This is a genomic window from Maridesulfovibrio salexigens DSM 2638, assembly GCF_000023445.1.
Classification (GTDB): Bacteria; Desulfobacterota; Desulfovibrionia; order Desulfovibrionales; family Desulfovibrionaceae; genus Maridesulfovibrio; species Maridesulfovibrio salexigens.
On the sequence record NC_012881.1, the window covers coordinates 3,841,776 to 3,860,180 of the forward strand.

An 18,405-nucleotide genomic window follows, 5' to 3' on the forward strand; every position below is an offset into this window, starting at 1 on the left:
GAATCATCCTGTTTTAGCTATTTTAAATCTGGTAACCGGCTTCGCTGTGATCCGAGACATCCATCCCTGCAACTTCCTCTTCTTCGGAAGGACGCAGGCCATAGAATTTGTCGATCAGCTTGAAAAGAATCCAACTTACAGTGAAGCAGTAGGCCCAAGTGGCAATGCAGGATTCAATCTGGATCCAAAGCTGGGAGGCATTGCCGTAAAACAAACCCTCCGCACCGATGCTGGCAAAAAGTCCGGTAACAATAGCACCGTAAGTTCCGCCAAGACCGTGAATACCGACAACATCAAGAGAATCATCGTAGCCGAACTTGGATTTCATAAGTACGCCGCCGTAGCAGACCATGCCGCCACCGAAACCGATAACAATTGAAGCCATAGGAGTTACAAAACCGGCAGCCGGAGTAATGGCTACCAGCCCGGCAACAGCACCGGAAGCAGCACCGAGAGTGGTAGGTTTACCGCCATGCATGGCTTCAACAAGCAACCAGCCGAGTACTGCGGCAGCCGCAGCAAGATGGGTGGTTACGAAAGCATTGGCAGCCAGACCATCAGCAGCAAGGGCGGAACCGGCGTTAAAACCGAACCAGCCGAACCAGAGCATACCTGCACCAAGCAGGGTCATGGGCAGGTTGTGAGGAATGAAAGGCTCTTTACCGTACCCCTTACGCTTGCCCACGATCAGACATCCGGCAAGAGCTGCTGCAGCGGAACTCATGTGAACAACCGCTCCACCAGCAAAATCGAGCGCGCCGTGGTCGCCCATCCAACCGCCGCCCCAGACCCAGTGACACATGGGAGCGTAGACAAGAATAACCCAAAAAGCGCTGAAGATCAGCAATGCCCCGAACTTCATACGCTCGGCAAAAGCACCCGTAATAAGTGCGGGAGTGATAACCGCAAACATACACTGGAAAATCATGAAAAGAAGATGAGGCAGGTTATCGGCGGGGCTGTTGACCGTATCCATGCCCACACCGTTAAGGGCAAAGAAATCCATTCCGCCGATAATGCCGCCGATATCAGTCCCGAAAGAGAGGGAATATCCGATGACCGCCCAGACAATTGAAACGAGTCCAAGCATGATGAAACTCTGCATGATCGTAGCCAATACGTTTTTGCTACGCACCATGCCACCATAGAAAAGGGCCAACCCCGGAGTCATAAACATAACCAGAGCTGCACAAATAAGTATAAATGAAGTATCCGCCGAATTCATTTTTGATCAACCCCCGTTGATTCAAGGTCTCTTTTTTACAATTTCGTCTCTAAAATCGTTTTTAACGCTTCTCATTTTACAATTTTAGACAAATCAGCCTTCAAAAATGCATTTTGACTAGTATCAAAGCACGCATTGTGCCAAAACTGAAAACTTCATACTCATAAAAACAAAATTTATACACATAAAAAACATAATTGGAAATTTGCGACAGCAAACAAAGCGTAATTATTCCCATCTTAGACAATAAAATAAATCAAAAATCATGAGGGAGACAATTAAGATTCGGAATCAGGGTCCCAGTTAACAATTAAATTTTCAGATAGGTGCAGATGGGCAAAAGCAGAAAAATGAATACGGAGGCAAAACTGATGACAATCACAATTGACATCATATAAGATATAGATCACTTTCGACTAAATGAAATTGACTCTCAAACACAGAAGGACCATATGAAAATATCTAAAACAATCATACTGACCGTAATAAGCCTACTACTAAACTATTCCGTAGCTGCCGCCGAACAATTCCAAACGACAGTCTCAATTGCACCACTGAAATATTTTGTGGAAAAAATCGGCGGGGAAAATGTAAAAACCAACATCATGGTAAAAGCAGGCAGCAGCCCGGCTACATACGAACCACAACCGAAACAGATGGCAGACCTGAGTAAGTCAGAAATATACTTCGCCATCGGCGTCCCTTTTGAACAGGCATGGCTCCCGCGATTCAAATCCGCCAACAGCAATCTTGAAATCGTAAATCTCGGAGAAGCAGTTATCCATAGGAGCATGAAAGCCCATATCCACGAAGACGAAGGAGAACACGGCCATACCCACCATGATGACCATGGTGAAGCAAAAGTTAAAGATCCTCACGTCTGGCTTGCCCCGCCCTTAGTCCGAGTCATCAGTCAGAAAATTCTAGAAACCCTGATAGAGCACGACCCCGAAAACGCAGCAACTTACACCAGCAACTACCTTAGCTTTGCAGCTGAAATAAACGACATTGACTCCGAACTACTAAAAACTTTTACCCAAAAAGGACAAAAGTTCAGTTTCATGGTCTATCACCCTTCATGGGGATACTTTGCCGACACCTATGCCTTAAACCAGATACCTATTGAACTGGAAGGCAAAGAGCCCAGCCCCAAAAAAATGGCTCAACTTATTGAATTTGCCAAAACCAACTCAGTAAAGGCTATTTTTATTCAACCCCAATTTTCTCAAAAAAGCGCACAAACCATAGCAAACGCCATTGACGCAAAAGTCCTTATTGCTGACCCACTAGCTGAAGACTGGACTGCTAACCTGCGCCGCACGGCCAAGGCATTTGCAACACAGCACTAAACAAAAAAGCCCGCTCATCAAATGATGAACGGGCTTTTTTTGTAGGCGATAATCCCGCCAAACGACAGGAACACAAAACTACTAAAAACTAATAACTCCCATCAGGGTGGCCATAAAGGCAATAGGAGCACGGAGTTTAAAAGAATATGAACTTGTTACCGGCATTTCAGCGGAAATTTTGCTGCGCAGATCTTTAAATGCCTGATCCATTTCACGACTGCTATCCAAGCGCTCTCTTCTAGCCAGCTTGGCTTCTGTTCTTAAGAGAGTCATATCTTCACGATGCATGGACATTAAACTTTCAACACTACTCATCAGACCATCTCCGTATATTTCGAGGAATTGCGTCGAATTGTTCTTGAAAAGGTTATGGACCGGAGAGCCCGGAGGGGTCGGGGAGGTGGAGTGGGCTCTCCAGTCCATACTTGACTAACAAGCTAATCTCCTTACAGCACCATCCGTGCCAAACTTTATCAAGAACTGCTGACAGCACTGTTTCAAAGGGATCACTCCCCCAAAACGACCTCTTAATCTATTATTCAAAGTGTAATCCATGTTGACCAAGCATAACTTTGACGATATATCGTAAATATACCTAGATAACAGAATCGTACAACCTAAGAAAAACCTATTATTATGACAATATCTGTAAATGATTACAAGGCCCTTTCTAAAGAATTAGATCCGGAAAAATTGCAGAAGCAAATTCTGACTCTGCTGCTTAAGCTGCAAAACGTTGAACGCGGCTCTCTTTGGCTGGAACGTGACGGCATGTATGAGTGCGTTGAAGCATTGGGAGAAAAAAGTGAGAACATTAAGGGAGTCAGAATCTCTTCACAGGAAAACAGTATTGTAGGCTGGGTAATTCGGCACGGAAAAATGACCATTGCCGAAGCAGGAGACTCCCGCCATTACAGCTCAATGGAAAAAAACTTCAAAATTAAAAGCCGTTTGATCTTATGTTTTCCACTTAAACTCGAAGGGCAGGAAGTTTACGGAGCGGTTCAGGTTATAGACACCAGCGCATCAGGAGAACAACTTAACCTAGACCCTGCCTATCTGACCATGCTGCAAGATATGGTTGATATAGGTTCTATTTCCTTACGCAATTCCATTGAATTTCAAAAACAGCGCATTGAATTCGACCAGCTCAGCCGAACCTTGAGCAGCATTCGAAACAACAAAACCATTGTGGGCAAAAGTCAATCTGTAAACAAGGCTCTCAAACTGGTTCAAAATTACGGTGCCACCAACTATCCGGTCCTGCTCTATGGTGAATCAGGAACAGGTAAGGAGCTCTTTGCAGAAGAAATCCACGCTCAGAGTTCGAGAGCTCAAAAACCTTTCCTGACCCAGAACTGCAGTGCCATCCCTGAAAACCTGCTCGAAAGTGAATTGTTCGGTTATGTGAAAGGAGCATTTACCGGTGCCACCAGCAATAAATCCGGTTTGTTTGAAGCGGCCGATGGAGGCACTGTCTTTCTTGATGAAATCGGGGATATGGACATCAACCTGCAAGCCAAACTACTCCGTGTGCTACAGGAAAGTGAAATCAAGCCCCTTGGGGGAACCCAGACCAAAAGAATCGATATCCGCATCATTTCTGCCACCAACCGTAACCTTGAAGAAGAAGTTCGCTCCGGCAGGTTCAGAGAGGACCTTTATTACAGACTCAACGTACTGCCCCTAAAACTCCCGGCCCTGAGAGAACGCAGAGAGGACATCCACCTGCTGACCGGACATTTTCTTAGCCGTGAAGCAGCACACAGCCACATGCTGCCTAAAAAAATGTCCAACGAAGCGATGGCTGTAATGGAGAAATACAACTGGCCGGGTAACATCCGCGAGCTGGAAAACATGGTCAAACAATTTCAGGCCATGGTTCCCGGAGACACTATCTCTATCAAGGACCTTCCCCTGCACATCGTGCACCCCGGCACTAAACCTCCTGTTGAAAACAGAGCCCGCAAACAGAGCGAAAAAACAATTTTGCCAAGCGATCAGCAGGAAGCGCTCAGTTCTCTAACATGGAAAGAGATGGAATACGCATACATAATGAAAATGCTTGAAAAATTCCGTTGGAATATCAGCCGCGCAGCCCGTGCTGCTGAAGTTAACCGTTCCACCTTTGATTCTCGCATGAAAAAACTTGGAATTAGCAAAAACAATTAAGACCATCCACAAACTAGAAACATGAAACCGCTCACGGAATACATCAAGCCGCTGACGGTAAAAGCTCTGGACGGCAACATTGGCCGGGTGCTAGATAAATGGATGGATCGATTCAATAATGTAATACTGCTCACCAGCCTCCCGAATGAACCGGGGGAAGAATTCAAGGAATTATCAGATGCTCCTTCTCGGAATTGATGTCGGCGGAACCCATACAGACGCCGTTGCCATAGGTCCTGACGGATTGGAAGCGCAGGTCAAGGTTGCCACAGAACATGACAACCTGCTCTCCTCCATCAGGAACAGCCTTGGAGAAATACTCCGCCACACCGACCCGTCCCGCATACGCCAGTTGAACCTCTCCACAACGCTGTCCACCAACTCTATTGTAGAAGGAAACTACGAAGACGTGGGCGTAATTGTTTCCGCAGGACCGGGACTCGACCCCCATTCCTTCATGACCTGCAAGGATTTTCACGTTATCCCGGGGTCGCTGGATCACCGCGGATCTGAAACCAAACGGCTTGATAACCTATCCCTTGAAGAAGCCATTGCGTCCTGCCGTAAATCCGGGATCAAAGTATACGCAGCAGTCACCAAATTTTCCCCCCGCAATCCGGCCCATGAAAAATCCATTGAGCTGGCCATCGGCGACAATGCGGACTTCATTACTTTAGGTCACCAGCTCACCGGACGACTGAACTTCCCGCGCCGTATTTCCACTGCCTTCTACAACTGTGCGGTCTGGAGGGTCTTTAACAAATTTGCCGATGCCATTGCCGACACCCTTGATGAAATGGGACTCGGTCAGATCAAGGTTAATATCCTAAAAGCAGACGGTGGCACTATGCCGCTTGATCTTTCCCGCAAGGTTCCGGTGCAATCCATATTTTCCGGTCCCGCAGCAAGTGTCATGGGCATAATCGCTCTGTGCAACATCACCCATGACTCTATCATCTACGATATCGGCGGAACCACCACCGACATAGCAATATTCGCTGGAGGCAGTCCGCTTATTGAGCAGGAAGGCATCCACATCGGCTCCCACCCCACCCTTGTGCGGGCATTAAAAGTCCACTCCATCGGAATCGGTGGAGATTCAGCCATATCCATATTTGAAGGCGATATCCGGGTCGGCCCCAACCGCCTCGGACCATCTATTGCTTTCGGGGGTAAAATCCCGACCCTGACCGACGCACTTATCTGGAAGGATTCCTGCGATTGCGGCAACACTGAGCGGTCGAAATCCGGCTTCAGTGCTTTTGCCGCCAAACACGGTTTTGAAGCTGACGAATTAGCTGAGAAAGCTATCGGATGCGCAGTGGATAAGATACATAGCTCTACCCGCAGCCTTGTGGAAGAGATCAACCAGCAGCCGGTTTATACCATCCATGAACTTTTGGAGAACATAAAGATCATCCCCCGCAAGATTTACATCATGGGCGGCCCTGCTCAAGCTATGAAAATGGATATCTTCCGCAAGTTCCGCCTTTCAACCGAAGTTCCGCAAAATTACGATGTAGCCAATGCCATCGGTGCGGCCCTGACCCGCACTACCACCGAACTGGAACTATTCGCCGACACCGAACGCGGACTCATGTTCATCCCGTCTTTGGGACACCGCGAAAACATCCCCCGCAACTACAAAATCGAAGACGCGGAAAGAGATGCCATGAACCACCTGCTGGCCCATCTCGGAGAAATGCATGTTGCCTCAGACGGTTCCAATGCCCAGATAACCAGTTCCTCATCATTTAATATGGTAAACGGAGCCACTACTGTCGGGCGCAATATCAGGGTAAAATGTCAGATTAAACCCGGCGTGGACCGGACATATTCATAAACGGAGTTAAGAATGCTCAAGGCTGAAAACAGTCTGGGAATCATATTTTTCCCCGCCTTTGACTGGGCAATTTCCCCCACCCACCCGGAACGGGAGGAAAGACTGCTCTATACTCAGGACCAGCTGCGCGAAGAAGGACTCTTCGACATCGAAGGCATCCGTGAATACAAGCCCGAAGTGGCTTCCAGCGTAGATATTGAACGGGTCCATTTCTGCTTTCCCGAAGCCGAGGCAGTAGCAACACGCTCGCACTGTATTTCCGCAGGCGGGGCCATCAAAGCAGCACAGCTTGTTATGGAAGGAGAGCGGGACAGGGCCTTTGCACTCGTGCGTCCGCCGGGTCACCACGCAATGAAGACAGTGCAAGGATCACGCGGGTTCTGCGCCATCAACATCGAAGCAATCATGTGTGAATACATCCGCGAGAATTACGGCCCCAAACGCATCGCCATTGTGGATACCGACTGCCATCACGGGGACGGTACACAGGATGTTTACTGGCACGATCCCGACACCCTGTTCATATCCCTGCATCAGGATGGACGAACCCTCTATCCGGGGACGGGATTTCCAAAAGAATCAGGCGGACCTAAAGCTCTCGGGCGCACAGTGAATATTCCCCTGCCCCCCGGCACATCCGATGCCGGTTTCATGATGGTCATGGAGAATGCGGTTATGCCTATTCTTGATGACTTCAAGCCGGATCTGATCATCAACTCCGCCGGACAGGATAATCACTTCACCGACCCGATCACCAACATGAATTTCTCGGCACAAGGTTATGCTGCCCTGAACTCCATGCTCAAGCCCGATATTGCCGTACTGGAAGGGGGCTACGCTATTCAGGGAGCCCTGCCTTACGTAAACCTGGGCATCAGTCTGGCTATGGCCGGAGTGGATTATTCCCATGTACGCGAACCGGGCTTCAACCCTGAAACACTCAGGGAATCCGATGAGATCATGGATTACATCGCAACCATTTGCGAAGGGGTTAAAGACATTTATTTTAATCCGCCCGCAGAAAGCGTGGAAGGAGTGATTAGTGGAGGCTGGTCCGTACGTCATCGCAATATTTTCTACGATACCGAAGGATTCACCGAATCCCAGACTGAATCCCTGCTGCTTTGCGATAACTGCCGGGGACTGCTTAAGGTAGAAACCCAGCGAGAAGGCGGCCCAATGGGATTTGGACTGGAAATACCCGCTGCGGCCTGCGACAAATGCCGCAATCAGGGATATTCGCTTTTGGAAGAAGCACAGGTCAAAAGCCGCTACCGCTACATTCAGCTGATCAACCGCAAGGACAAGGATTACCTGCGCTACGGATTTTGACAAAAAAAACGAAAACTCCTCAGGTTGAGGGGATAGGTGCGTTCAACGCCCAAAATAGAAACGGGGCAGGTTCTGTAGAACCTGCCCCGTTTTTTTAATTATTTCTTCTGCATTCCGTGAATAATACCGGAAAGATCATCCGCCAGCTTGGCCAATTTTTCAATGGCCGCTGAAGATTCGACCATGGCCTGTTCAGTTTCATTTGAAATGCGGTTAACCGTTTCAGTGGAACGGTTAATCTGCTCACTGGCTGCGGCCTGTTGCTCTGCAGCAGTTGCGATAGATCTGATCCGGTCCGAAGTTTCCTCGGACATGGATACGATGCGCGCCAAAGCCTCACCGGATTCCCCGGCAAGCGAAGTACTGCGGGCAACAGACTCAACTGCAGCCTCTGTAGCCTTAACGTTAGTCTTAGCGCCCTGCTGAATATTTGAAACAGCCTGATGAACCTCAGTTGTTGCCTGAACGGTTTTCTCCGCAAGCTTGCGGACTTCGTCAGCTACAACAGCAAATCCGCGTCCAGCTTCACCTGCACGAGCAGCCTCAATCGCAGCATTCAGAGCCAGCAGATTGGTCTGGTCCGCGATATCTTCAATCACGCTAAGGACATTACCGATAGCTTCAGCCTTCACGTCCAGATCTTCCATGGAAGCTCTCAGAGAGCTGGCCTGACCGGACACTTCATCAATAGCACTGACAACTCCGGCAACAGTATCTTCACCTTTCTCAGCTTCAGACTTAGCTTTATCTGCATCGCTTGCAGCTTCCTGCGCATGTCGGGCAACTTCGAGCACGGTAGCATTCATTTCTTCCATGGCAGTTGCAGCCTGCCCTGCTTCCTCACTCTGCACCATCGCTCCCTTGCGAGCCTCACCGACGAGACCACGCAACTGCTCTGCCGCGCTGCTCAACTCGTAAACAACGGAATCAGCCTGATCAGCAGCTCTGGCAATAAGTTCATTCTGATCAAGAATGTGTGCCTCACGCTGCTTCAATTCGGTGGTGTTGATATACAGGCAGCATCCGCCGATAACATTACCAACCACATCATGCAGGGGAAAAAGGTTGGCCAGAATATTGATATCACTGCCGTCCACATGCTTGAAAATGACTTCACGGTTCATGGCCCGGGTATCGTCATCCATACAGTGACCGATCAGGGATTTGCGATCATCATGATAAAAAATCTGGGAAATCATGCGTCCATGATATGATTCGGGTCTTTCGTTTGAACCGATCATTTCCAGAATTTCTTTGTTAAGAAAAGTAATGTGTTCTTTAGTGTCTACAATACAGCAACCGAGCGGCAGACCTTCAAGGATACTTGTGCTGAAGCCAAGCCTTTCCTTGTAAGAATCACTCAACTCGCTCACAGCAGCACGCAAGCCGTCAATCCCCGGGCTGGTGCATTTATCAGCTTCGGAGTACTCACCCTTGATCACAAGCTTTGCAAAATTTGTAAGACATTCAACAGGTCGGACGACCTGATTTTTGAGAACGGCAAAAATGCAGATTCCCAGCAAAACCAGCAGTGCTATCAAACCGGAAGCCAACCCGGTCATAGCCCAAGGTTCATTGCTGAAACTAGATAAGATTACGCCGCAAAAGGCCGCGGCGACAATTAACACCCCAAAATAAATCCACGCGACAGTGCGCATGAATTTTCCATTTCCATTGTCCATATCAACTTCTCCCAGCTAAATACGAATAACCCACAAAATTATTCGATCATCCTTTCTACCAATCCCCAATCGGATATTGCTATCCTTGCAGGCCCCCTCGTCTCCACAAACGAGGATCATATTTGCATATGATACAATAATATATCGGTAGAATTAAGAGTATTTTTAGCCTTCCAAAGCCGAACCTTCAATAAACCTCGCAAAATCGCTTCTAAACACTATATAAGAGCTTGTCTACTCGTTTCGGTATATTTAAAAAATACAAACGGAGTCAGGGGATTACCCTGACTCCGTAAGCTATTCGTAACAAAAGATATTTTTATCTGTGTAGATTTCACAGATATTTAAAGGCTAACGATGCAGCACTGGGCTATAACATTATGTCGGCAAAAGTTCCCAGGAACAGGAGTACCGAAATTACACCGTTCAAAGTGAAGAAAGCCATATTCACCCGGCTCATATCTTCAGCGGAAATCACCTGATGTTCAAAAATGAGAATTCCGCCCACTACCGCGAGAGTTGAGAAATAGATCCAGCCCAGTCCTGCGGCTAACCCGGCCAGCGCGAAAAAGATAACCGTATTGATATGACTGAATGTGGATATGGTCAAAGCCCTCTGGATACCGAGATTAGCCGGAACTGAATTGAGTCCGCGGTTACGGTCAAATTTACGGTCCTGAGTAGCATAGAGAATATCGAATCCGGCCACCCAGAAAGTAACCCCGAAGAAAAACAGGATCGCAGGCAGGGAAAAAGTAGGATCAACACAGAGCCAGCCTGCAACAGGAGCCAGACCAAGCACGGAGCCGAGCACGAAATGGCAAAGCATGGTAAAACGTTTGGTCAGGGAATAAAAAGCCGACCACCCCAGTGCAAAGTATGAAAGCTTGTAGCAAAGTTCATTCATGCCCTTACAGGCGAAAACAAAAACTACGGCGCAAACCGCGATGAAGCAGAAAGTAAAGAACGGAGTCAATTCCCCGGTTACCAGCGGACGTGTCCGGGTTCGCGGATTTTCACTGTCGATATTGATATCAAAGAGTCTGTTCACAGCCATGGCGAAGGAGCGAACAGCTACCATAGCCACGGTCAGCAGTGCAAAAGGCTTGAATTCAGGCCAGGTTCCGCTGGCCAGAAAAATACCCATATAAGCGAACGGAAGGGCAAAAATGGAGTGTTCAATCTTAACCATCCGGCAGCCCAGTACGGTATTTTCCCACAACTTCTTCAAGTATTTACAAAGAATATCCTTCAAAACCCCACTCCTTGATATTTAACCTAAAATTTCTCAATCAGCACAGCGCCGACAATGACCAACAAAGCTCCGAGAATACGGCCCGGCGTTGCTTCCCGCACGGCATACCCTATGATTCCATAGTGGTCCAGCACAAGGGAAGCTGCCATTTGTCCGGCAACCATCCAACACATCATTATTCCGGCACCCAGCACCGGAGCCACCACGACTGCCGCCGCCACAAAGAAAGCGCCCATAAATCCGCCGGTCCACATCCACCACGGTCCTTTGAGAACAGCAGAACCTTCAGGAAGCGGAACCTTGGTAAAGTAGGCATAAACCAGCAGACTCATTGTCCCCACAGCAAAAGACACAATGGCAGCCAGAACAGGATCACCCACAAAACCGCGCAGTTTTAAGTTAACCCCGGCCTGAGTCGGCGCAAGAGCACCGAATATGAATGACATTGCAATAAAAAACAGCCGCATAAACTACCCTCTATTCGAATTGCATGCCCACAATACATTGCTTAATCACGATTGCAAAGCAGTATACACAATAAAGCCCGCTGAAAGACTCTTCCAGCGGGCCCAATTAATCCGTTTTGGATTTTATTATTTAAGGGTAACTAAACCGTAGTTCTTTTTACCTTTGCGGATGAGCATGCATTCGCCGCCGATAAAGTCATCATCGCCGGGAACATAATCAAAATCAGCAACACGTTCGTTGTTGATGTAAAGTCCACCACCCTGAATATCCTTGCGGGCCTGACCTTTGGATTTAACCATGCCGAGGTCGAGCAGGATCTGGGGCAGATCGGGCAGATCCGCTTTAGCGTATTCTACACCGGGAGCAGCTTCCATAGCACCGCGCAGGGTTGCGGCATCAACAGACATGATGTCGCCCTTGCCGAACAGAGCAGCTGTTGCAGCCTGAACCTTCTCCAGCTCTTCCTTGCCGTGAATCATAATGGTGGTCTCTTCAGCAAGACGCTTATGAGCTGCACGCAGATGCGGAGCTTCCTCGTGCTCTTTAGCAATCTCAGCAATCTCTTCCTCAGTGAGGAAAGTGAAGTACTTGAGGAACTTGATTACATCACGGTCATCAGTGTTGATCCAGAACTGATAGAATGTGTACGGGGAAGTCAATTCAGCATTCAGGAAAACAGCATTGCCTTCACTCTTACCGAATTTCTGACCGGATGCAGTGGTAATCAGCGGAAAGGTTACAGCGAAACCTTCACCCTGAGCCTTGCGGCGGATCAGTTCGCAACCTGCGGTGATGTTACCCCACTGGTCACCGCCACCAATCTGAAGCTGGCAGCCCTTTTCATTGAAGAGATGGTAAAAGTCGTAACTCTGCAGCAGCATGTAGCTGAATTCAGTGTAGGAGATACCTACATCATCACGACCAAAACGACCCTTAACGGATTCTTTAGCCATCATCCAGTTAACGGAGAAGTGCTTGCCTACATCGCGCAGCATATCAAGAAAGGAAATCTCTTTCATCCAGTCGTAGTTATTGACTACTTCTGCTTTTTCGCCAGTGTTGCGTTCAACAAAAGCCTCAATCTGGGTTCTGATGTTTGCAGCCTGAGATTCTACCTTTTCGATAGAAGTAAATTCCCTTTCCTTGTCCTTACCGCTGGGGTCACCGATACGTCCGGTAGCACCGCCGAGCAAAAATAGCGGATTGTGTCCCGCACGCTTCATGCGTACAAGACTGAGAAGAGGAACAAGGTTACCGATATGCAGGCTGTCGGCAGTGGGGTCGAAGCCGCAATACATGTACTGACCCGGAGTATCCAGATACTCGCGTACCTTCTCTTCGTCAGACACCTGATTGATCAGCCCTCGCCACTTTAGTTCATCGTAAATGTTCATTTGGTTAAACCTCTTTAAGAATGTATTAATTTGCCTGCATTAGGCTTTTTTTATGCCTTCGGCGAGCCTCCCAGCGGGATCAACCCTTTTGCAAAAGGATTTAAGAATCCCAAAACCTTTTATTAAGCTTAGCTGGGTAAAATCGTCGATAGGCAATATTTTTAATGGAACTTTTCTTATACGGTCATCCGGCCTGAGTTATATGTCTCAATTGAGACAGTCCGTCCTGTTTCTTCATCTATTTCAAGCAGCACACCCTGTAATTCTATAGGGCCGCCAGCAACCTTCCATTTCTGGGGAAGACCGGTCACAAACCGTTTGATGACTGGATTAGGGCTTAAGCCCAAACAGGATTCAACCGGACCGCACATACCTGCATCGGTAATATAGCCGGTGCCGTTTTCAAAAATACGGGCATCATTTGTCTGCACATGTGTATGGGTTCCCAGCATGGCACTGACGCGCCCGTCAAGATAACGCCCGAGGCTCTGCTTCTCCGAAGTGGCCTCAGCATGAAAATCAACCAGTATGACCTTAATCTCCGGGTCGATTTCCTGTAAAATTTTGTCTGCGCACTTAAATGGGCATTCCACCGGATCCATAAAGACCCGTCCCTGCAGATTAATAACCGCAACGGGCACTTCACCACGGACTTCAAAAGAAGTCCAGCCCCTTCCACGAGTTCCTTCCGGCAGATTTGCCGGACGCACTATCCGGTCACTGGTCTTCAAAAAAGAATAAATATTACTGAACTTCCATATGTGGTTACCGGAAGTCAAAAGATCAATCCCGTAATCGAGTAACTGCTGGGCATTTTTAATTGAGAGCCCGATTCCCTGCGAAGCATTCTCTCCGTTAGCAATAATCAAATCAAGGTCAAGCTCCTCACGAAGAGCCTTAACCTTTGCAGCTATCCCCTTACGACCGGGTCTGCCGAATATGTCACCGAAAAATAGTATGCGCATGGAATTTTTCTTGGTCTGAACAAGACTCAACTAAATTAAGGAAAATTGTCGAATTAAAGACTGAAATTAAACTAATCGGGATTCCAAAGGGACTTGTTCCTTTGGCCGCCGGGGGCGAAATCATTTCACTGAAAGCGCGATAGCGCATCATATCAAAAAGGCCCGGTGAACCGGGCCTTTCAGGAAGTTATTTACTTAGCATAGCCCACCGAGCGCCGTTCGCGGATAACGGTCACACGAATCTGGCCTGGATAGGTCATGTTGTTTTCAATCTTGGTAGCGATGTCCTTACAGAGCATATGGGTGTTGTCGTCAGATACTTTTTCAGCATCAACCATAACTCTGATCTCACGGCCTGCCTGAATGGCGTAGGCTTTGGATACACCGTCGAAACCGGTTGCCACGTTTTCAAGCTCTTCAAGACGCTTAACGTAGTTTTCCAGAAGTTCCTTACGCGCACCGGGACGAGCACCGGACAGGGAGTCCGCAGCCTGTACAAGGGTTGCGAGTACGGATTTGGGCGGAATATCTTCGTGGTGAGCCTGAATTGCGTGGATGATCTCTTTGGATTCACCATGTTTCTTGGCAAGGTCGGCACCGATGACAGCGTGAGGACCTTCGATTTCGTGGTCAACAGCCTTACCGATATCGTGCAGCAGACCTGCGCGCTTGGCGATTTTCTCATCCATGCCCAGTTCTGCGGCCATGATTCCACAGAGGAATGCCACTTCAAGAGAGTGCTGAAGAACGTTCTGAGAGAAACTGGTGCGGTACTGCAGCTGACCGATGAGCTTGACGATTTCGGGATGAATACCGTGTACGCCTACATCGAAAGTTGCCTGTTCACCAATTTCACGCAGTTTGACATCCATTTCCTGCTCAACCTTGTTGACGATGTCTTCAATGCGAGCGGGGTGGATACGTCCATCGTGGATCAGACGCTCAAGAGCCTGCTTAGCCACTTCGCGGCGCAGCGGGCTGTAAGCGGAGAGAACAACTGTTTCCGGAGTATCATCGATGATCAGATCAACACCTGTAGCAGCTTCAAGAGCGCGGATGTTGCGGCCTTCACGTCCGATGATGCGGCCCTTCATGTCTTCAGAAGGAAGGGTAACAGCGGTAACGGTCTGTTCGTTGACGTAATCGCCGGAATAACGCTGAATAGCGAGGGCGAGAATCTTGCGGGCCTTGCGGGTTCCCTCTTCCTTGGCTTCCATTTCAATGGAACGAACCATTTTGGCAGCCTCGTGGCGGGTCCTGCTTTCAATTTCGGTCATGAGCTTTTCACGCGCTTCCTCAACAGTCAGCCCAGAGACTTCCTGCAATTTGCGCTCATGCTCATCCTTTCTTTTTTCGAGATCTTCGCGAAGACCTTCGAGCTTCTTTTCCTGCTTGATCATACGCTTTTCAAGAGTCACAACTTCGGACTCTTTGCTGGCTACTTTTTCAAGCTTGTTCTCAAGACGCTCTTCTTTTTCCTGGAGGCGCTCCTCCTGCCTTTTCAGGCCGCGCTCCATTTCTTTATACTCATTTTCCTGCTCTTTTTTCAGAGCATAAACTTCGTCCTGACCCTGAAGCTTAATTTCCTTTTTCATGGCTTCAGCTTCTTTACGGGCTTCCTGGACAATACGGTCTGCCAATCCTTGCGAATCAGCCAGACGTTTGGAATTCACGTACCGATGCAGAGCGTAACCGCCTGCGGCACCTAGGGCGATTCCAAATAAAATCAGAAAAAAATCCCCAAACATGCCTTTCTCCTTTGTATGTTGACAGGCCTCAAGGGACCTGATTCGTCATTACCGATTAATACAATCGGAAGATTATAACAATCTGCAATGGAAAGAAGAGAACTAAAGGCTGAATGAGGTGTTTTTTAAGTGGTCCGGCAGAAAATTTAATAAATTAAACCTGTTTATTCATACCAATACCGAGAATCCCCATATTGGGACCCCGGAGATGCCGTGTTGCCGTATACGTTAGAACCTAGTCTAACAGGTGGGCGCTGCCCCCGGAATTTTAGGCTTCCCGGTAAAACCGGGCCTGCACACCACTCCGGTGATGCTTGCTCCCTTACTTTTTATATTGGTTCAAAAGCCATAGGGCAATCACGCACTCCCCAGGGAAATTTCTTTATATCTTAAAAAGCAGTGCCATGCACAGCTTATCACTTCTCTAACAGCGCGTTAATTTTCTCTTCCATTGTTTCGAGTTTGCGGCTGTGTTCAAGGTAATCATCGGCCAAACTAAGAGCCAGACAGGTGAGCAATTTCTCCCTGCTGACATCCTTTCCGCCCCGGGTAAGCTCGCTAAATCTCTCTTCGAGCACATCTTTTGCGGCTTCAATTCTTTCTTTGTCCGCATCGGTCTTGAAAGAAATTTCAAGTCCGAGAACGGGAATAGTATAACGGGGCATATTAATCCGGCGGCAGTATTCCTGTAGAATTTATATAAATTCGCTCCCTTCTTTTGAAGAGCTACGAATCTGAAAACCCTTATTCGATGGTACCTTCAACTTTGTTCAGGAGAACTTCAATGCGATTGCGGACATCGTCCTTACGCTGTTTCTCCTGCTCAAGTTCCTCGAGAAGAAAAGCATTTTCTTCTTCAAGTTGCTTAATTTTTTGCAGCATCTTATCGAAACGTTCTTCCAAATGAGCGATTATTTCCATAGTCCTACCCTAATACCTTATCTTTACAAAATCAAGACTTCTTAGAAGCCCGGGAAATGTTGACCTGCTTGCCTCTTGCAACACCAAGGTCACCATCTTTTACATTCTTAGTTATCGTGGAACCGGCTCCGATCAGAGCACCTTTGCCGATAGTTACCGGGGCCACCAGTGCAGTATTGCTGCCGATGAACGCACCTTCTCCGATAACGGTTTTATGCTTGTTCACCCCATCATAGTTGCAGGTGATAGTACCCGCACCGATGTTGGTTCCTGCGCCGATTTCACTGTCGCCGAGGTAAGTCAGGTGGCTGGCTTTGGCTCCCTTACCGAGAACTGCCTTCTTAACTTCAACAAAGTTGCCCACCTTGGACTCTTCCTCAAGGACTGCGCCCGGACGCAGACGCCCGTAGGGACCGACCATACAATCGCGCCCAACTTTAGCTTCCTCAAGATGGCTGTATGCTTTAATTATTGCTCCTGAATCTACAACACTGTCCACTATGCGCACATGGGACTGGAGCACTGCACCACGACCGATCTTTGACGAACCATAAATTTCGCAAGGACCTGTAATTTCAGCCCCCGGCTCAATTTCAACACCGGGACCAACTACAACTGACTCCCAATTGTGCAGGGTAACACCGCTTTCAAGCAACTTCTCAGCTGTCCGCAAACGCAATGCGGATTCAGCTTTAGCAAGCTCAAGCGGGCTATTGATCCCCATGAGATCAATGGAGTTTCCGGCATTCACTGCGGTGACGTTCATGCCACATTCCACAGCAAGGTCAACAAGATCAGTAATATAATACTCCCCACTCTTATTATTGTTGGTCAGCTTACTAAGCAGGCTGTCCACAGCGGAGATTTTAAGACAATAGATGCCGGCATTGACTTCGCCACTTACAGGACCGTGTACAGCTTCATCATAATCCTTGGCTTCCACAATGGCTGTAACCTGACCGTCTTTATCGCGGATGACCCGTCCAAAAGCCGCAGGTTCGTCCGGTGTGATACTCATAAACGAAAGATCGGCACCGTCCATTTTCACTGCATCAAGAAAATCGGTCACAACCTGATCCTGAATCAGCGGGGTATCGCCATTGATTACCAGACAGTATTCAGCACCGGATTCCTTAATCCGATCCCAGCCCATTTGCAAAGCATGCCCGGTTCCAAGTTGTTCTTCCTGAAGAACAAAACGGTCTTTCATATCCGGAAATGCTTTTTCAACCTGTCCGGATTCAAAACCGACGATTGTAAAAACATTTTCCCCAAGGGCGGGTTTCAAGGCCTTATATACATAGTAGAGCATGGACTCGCCAAGTAAGGTTTTAAGAACCTTAGGGCTGTCCGAATGCATGCGGGTACCCTTTCCTCCAGCGAGAACAAGGGCGCAGGCAAATGATTTATCCATAATAAATTACTCTCCAATATTATTTGCTCGCAACTTGTTATCAGTTTGCCCGCCTTGAGTAAATGCGTAATAAAAATTTATTGAATTTAATTTTACCGGAATTTCAGGGTGATACCTAAGAGATTAAACAAAAAAAGGAGCAGACTGAGTAAACAGTCTGCTCCCTGATAGCCATGGGGCTTTTTGAGGCTGAAACTAAGCTCTAGTGAGTGGTAGTCCCGGCCTTCTGGGCCGCATCTTTACAGGTCAGGCGTGCAAGTGCTCTCTGGAGAGCGGCCTGTGCGCGAGCTGATTCAATGCGATCCTGTGCTTTAGCCAAACGAGCCTTCGCTTTTTCCTGAGCTTTCTGAGCCCGAGCGATGTCGATCTCAACGGCCTTTTCAGCAACTTCGGCGAGAATGGTCACTTTATTGTTTCCTACTTCGGCAAAGCCGCCGGAAACAAAGATGTAGTGAGTGCGGTTACCTTCTTTAAAGTAGAGGTTACCTACGCCGAGAGCCGAAAGAAAGGGTATGTGATTGGCCATAATACCAAACTCACCCTCAATCCCCGGGGCGCCGACATAGTCGACTTCCTGGGAAAGGACCTTGCGATCAGGAGTAACGATTTCCAAAAGGAGCTTACTAGCCATAATCGC

At 48.1% G+C, this 18,405-nt stretch carries 16 protein-coding genes and 1 other RNA gene; 4 read left to right on the forward strand and 13 right to left on the reverse strand.

Annotation, left to right across the window (positions count from 1 at the left end; genetic code table 11):
- Positions 1 to 22: 22 nt before the first annotated feature.
- Complete coding sequence (locus DESAL_RS17545; protein ID WP_015853302.1) at positions 23 to 1,225, reverse strand: ammonium transporter; 1,203 nt, start codon at positions 1,223 to 1,225, stop codon at positions 23 to 25.
- A 452-nt stretch (positions 1,226 to 1,677) separates the two neighbouring features.
- On the opposite strand from DESAL_RS17545, the gene DESAL_RS17550 reads away from it, so the two are divergent.
- The gene (locus tag DESAL_RS17550; RefSeq protein WP_015853303.1) at positions 1,678 to 2,574 is read left to right on the forward strand and encodes a metal ABC transporter solute-binding protein, Zn/Mn family; all 897 of its coding nucleotides are present in this window, start codon (positions 1,678 to 1,680) and stop codon (positions 2,572 to 2,574) included.
- A gap of 81 nt (positions 2,575 to 2,655) precedes the next feature.
- On the opposite strand, the gene DESAL_RS17555 is transcribed toward DESAL_RS17550, so the two are convergent.
- Positions 2,656 to 2,889 (reverse strand): hypothetical protein, encoded by a 234-nt coding sequence (locus DESAL_RS17555; protein WP_015853304.1) that lies wholly within the window; start codon positions 2,887 to 2,889, stop codon positions 2,656 to 2,658.
- 321 nt (positions 2,890 to 3,210) lie between these two features.
- On the opposite strand from DESAL_RS17555, the gene DESAL_RS17560 reads away from it, so the two are divergent.
- From DESAL_RS17560 to DESAL_RS17570, 3 genes are all read left to right on the forward strand, one after another.
- On the forward strand, positions 3,211 to 4,746 hold the full coding sequence (locus DESAL_RS17560) for a sigma-54-dependent Fis family transcriptional regulator (RefSeq protein ID WP_015853305.1): 1,536 nt from the start codon (positions 3,211 to 3,213) through the stop codon (positions 4,744 to 4,746).
- A gap of 178 nt (positions 4,747 to 4,924) precedes the next feature.
- Entirely contained in the window at positions 4,925 to 6,589 is a 1,665-nt protein-coding gene (locus DESAL_RS17565) for a hydantoinase/oxoprolinase family protein (protein ID WP_015853306.1), read from the forward strand.
- 12 nt (positions 6,590 to 6,601) lie between these two features.
- Entirely contained in the window at positions 6,602 to 7,921 is a 1,320-nt protein-coding gene (locus tag DESAL_RS17570) for a histone deacetylase family protein (protein WP_015853307.1), read from the forward strand.
- Positions 7,922 to 8,019: 98 nt separating this feature from the next.
- On the opposite strand, the gene DESAL_RS17575 is transcribed toward DESAL_RS17570, so the two are convergent.
- The 11 genes from DESAL_RS17575 to DESAL_RS17615 form a co-directional block, all read right to left on the reverse strand.
- Positions 8,020 to 9,603, reverse strand: a complete 1,584-nt coding sequence (locus DESAL_RS17575; RefSeq protein ID WP_015853308.1) for a methyl-accepting chemotaxis protein — start codon at positions 9,601 to 9,603, stop codon at positions 8,020 to 8,022.
- Between the two features lie 370 nt (positions 9,604 to 9,973).
- Positions 9,974 to 10,858, reverse strand: coding sequence for a 4-hydroxybenzoate octaprenyltransferase (locus DESAL_RS17580; protein WP_015853309.1), 885 nt, complete (start codon positions 10,856 to 10,858; stop codon positions 9,974 to 9,976).
- Between the two features lie 23 nt (positions 10,859 to 10,881).
- Positions 10,882 to 11,325: a DMT family transporter gene (locus DESAL_RS17585; RefSeq protein WP_015853310.1), complete on the reverse strand. Its 444-nt coding sequence runs from the start codon at positions 11,323 to 11,325 to the stop codon at positions 10,882 to 10,884.
- 126 nt (positions 11,326 to 11,451) lie between these two features.
- The gene (gene tyrS / locus DESAL_RS17590) at positions 11,452 to 12,720 is read right to left on the reverse strand and encodes a tyrosine--tRNA ligase (protein ID WP_015853311.1); all 1,269 of its coding nucleotides are present in this window, start codon (positions 12,718 to 12,720) and stop codon (positions 11,452 to 11,454) included.
- A 176-nt stretch (positions 12,721 to 12,896) separates the two neighbouring features.
- Entirely contained in the window at positions 12,897 to 13,685 is a 789-nt protein-coding gene (locus DESAL_RS17595) for a TIGR00282 family metallophosphoesterase (RefSeq protein WP_015853312.1), read from the reverse strand.
- Between the two features lie 191 nt (positions 13,686 to 13,876).
- Positions 13,877 to 15,433, reverse strand: coding sequence for a ribonuclease Y (gene rny / locus DESAL_RS17600; RefSeq protein ID WP_015853313.1), 1,557 nt, complete (start codon positions 15,431 to 15,433; stop codon positions 13,877 to 13,879).
- 195 nt (positions 15,434 to 15,628) lie between these two features.
- Positions 15,629 to 15,811, reverse strand: a non-coding RNA gene (ssrS, locus tag DESAL_RS20095) — 6S RNA.
- A 38-nt stretch (positions 15,812 to 15,849) separates the two neighbouring features.
- Positions 15,850 to 16,098: a cell division protein ZapA gene (locus tag DESAL_RS17605; protein ID WP_015853314.1), complete on the reverse strand. Its 249-nt coding sequence runs from the start codon at positions 16,096 to 16,098 to the stop codon at positions 15,850 to 15,852.
- A 79-nt stretch (positions 16,099 to 16,177) separates the two neighbouring features.
- The gene (locus tag DESAL_RS20385; protein WP_015853315.1) at positions 16,178 to 16,354 is read right to left on the reverse strand and encodes a hypothetical protein; all 177 of its coding nucleotides are present in this window, start codon (positions 16,352 to 16,354) and stop codon (positions 16,178 to 16,180) included.
- Between the two features lie 31 nt (positions 16,355 to 16,385).
- A complete protein-coding gene (gene glmU, locus DESAL_RS17610; protein WP_015853316.1) occupies positions 16,386 to 17,768 on the reverse strand; it encodes a bifunctional UDP-N-acetylglucosamine diphosphorylase/glucosamine-1-phosphate N-acetyltransferase GlmU in 1,383 nt (460 codons plus the stop codon).
- 202 nt (positions 17,769 to 17,970) lie between these two features.
- Positions 17,971 to 18,399, reverse strand: coding sequence for a F0F1 ATP synthase subunit epsilon (locus DESAL_RS17615; RefSeq protein WP_015853317.1), 429 nt, complete (start codon positions 18,397 to 18,399; stop codon positions 17,971 to 17,973).
- Positions 18,400 to 18,405: the final 6 nt, after the last annotated feature.

Excerpts from the sequence above, each read along its gene's own strand:
- DESAL_RS17545 (WP_015853302.1), bottom strand. The coding sequence starts at position 1,225 with ATGAATTCGGCGGATACTTCATTTATACTTATTTGTGCAGCTCTGGTT.
- DESAL_RS17550 (WP_015853303.1), top strand. The coding sequence starts at position 1,678 with ATGAAAATATCTAAAACAATCATACTGACCGTAATAAGCCTACTACTA.
- DESAL_RS17555 (WP_015853304.1), bottom strand. The coding sequence starts at position 2,889 with ATGAGTAGTGTTGAAAGTTTAATGTCCATGCATCGTGAAGATATGACT.
- DESAL_RS17560 (WP_015853305.1), top strand. The coding sequence starts at position 3,211 with ATGACAATATCTGTAAATGATTACAAGGCCCTTTCTAAAGAATTAGAT.
- DESAL_RS17565 (WP_015853306.1), top strand. The coding sequence starts at position 4,925 with ATGCTCCTTCTCGGAATTGATGTCGGCGGAACCCATACAGACGCCGTT.
- DESAL_RS17570 (WP_015853307.1), top strand. The coding sequence starts at position 6,602 with ATGCTCAAGGCTGAAAACAGTCTGGGAATCATATTTTTCCCCGCCTTT.
- DESAL_RS17575 (WP_015853308.1), bottom strand. The coding sequence starts at position 9,603 with ATGGACAATGGAAATGGAAAATTCATGCGCACTGTCGCGTGGATTTAT.
- DESAL_RS17585 (WP_015853310.1), bottom strand. The coding sequence starts at position 11,325 with ATGCGGCTGTTTTTTATTGCAATGTCATTCATATTCGGTGCTCTTGCG.
- tyrS (WP_015853311.1), bottom strand. The coding sequence starts at position 12,720 with ATGAACATTTACGATGAACTAAAGTGGCGAGGGCTGATCAATCAGGTG.
- DESAL_RS17595 (WP_015853312.1), bottom strand. The coding sequence starts at position 13,685 with ATGCGCATACTATTTTTCGGTGACATATTCGGCAGACCCGGTCGTAAG.
- rny (WP_015853313.1), bottom strand. The coding sequence starts at position 15,433 with ATGTTTGGGGATTTTTTTCTGATTTTATTTGGAATCGCCCTAGGTGCC.
- DESAL_RS17605 (WP_015853314.1), bottom strand. The coding sequence starts at position 16,098 with ATGCCCCGTTATACTATTCCCGTTCTCGGACTTGAAATTTCTTTCAAG.
- DESAL_RS20385 (WP_015853315.1), bottom strand. The coding sequence starts at position 16,354 with ATGGAAATAATCGCTCATTTGGAAGAACGTTTCGATAAGATGCTGCAA.
- glmU (WP_015853316.1), bottom strand. The coding sequence starts at position 17,768 with ATGGATAAATCATTTGCCTGCGCCCTTGTTCTCGCTGGAGGAAAGGGT.
- DESAL_RS17615 (WP_015853317.1), bottom strand. The coding sequence starts at position 18,399 with ATGGCTAGTAAGCTCCTTTTGGAAATCGTTACTCCTGATCGCAAGGTC.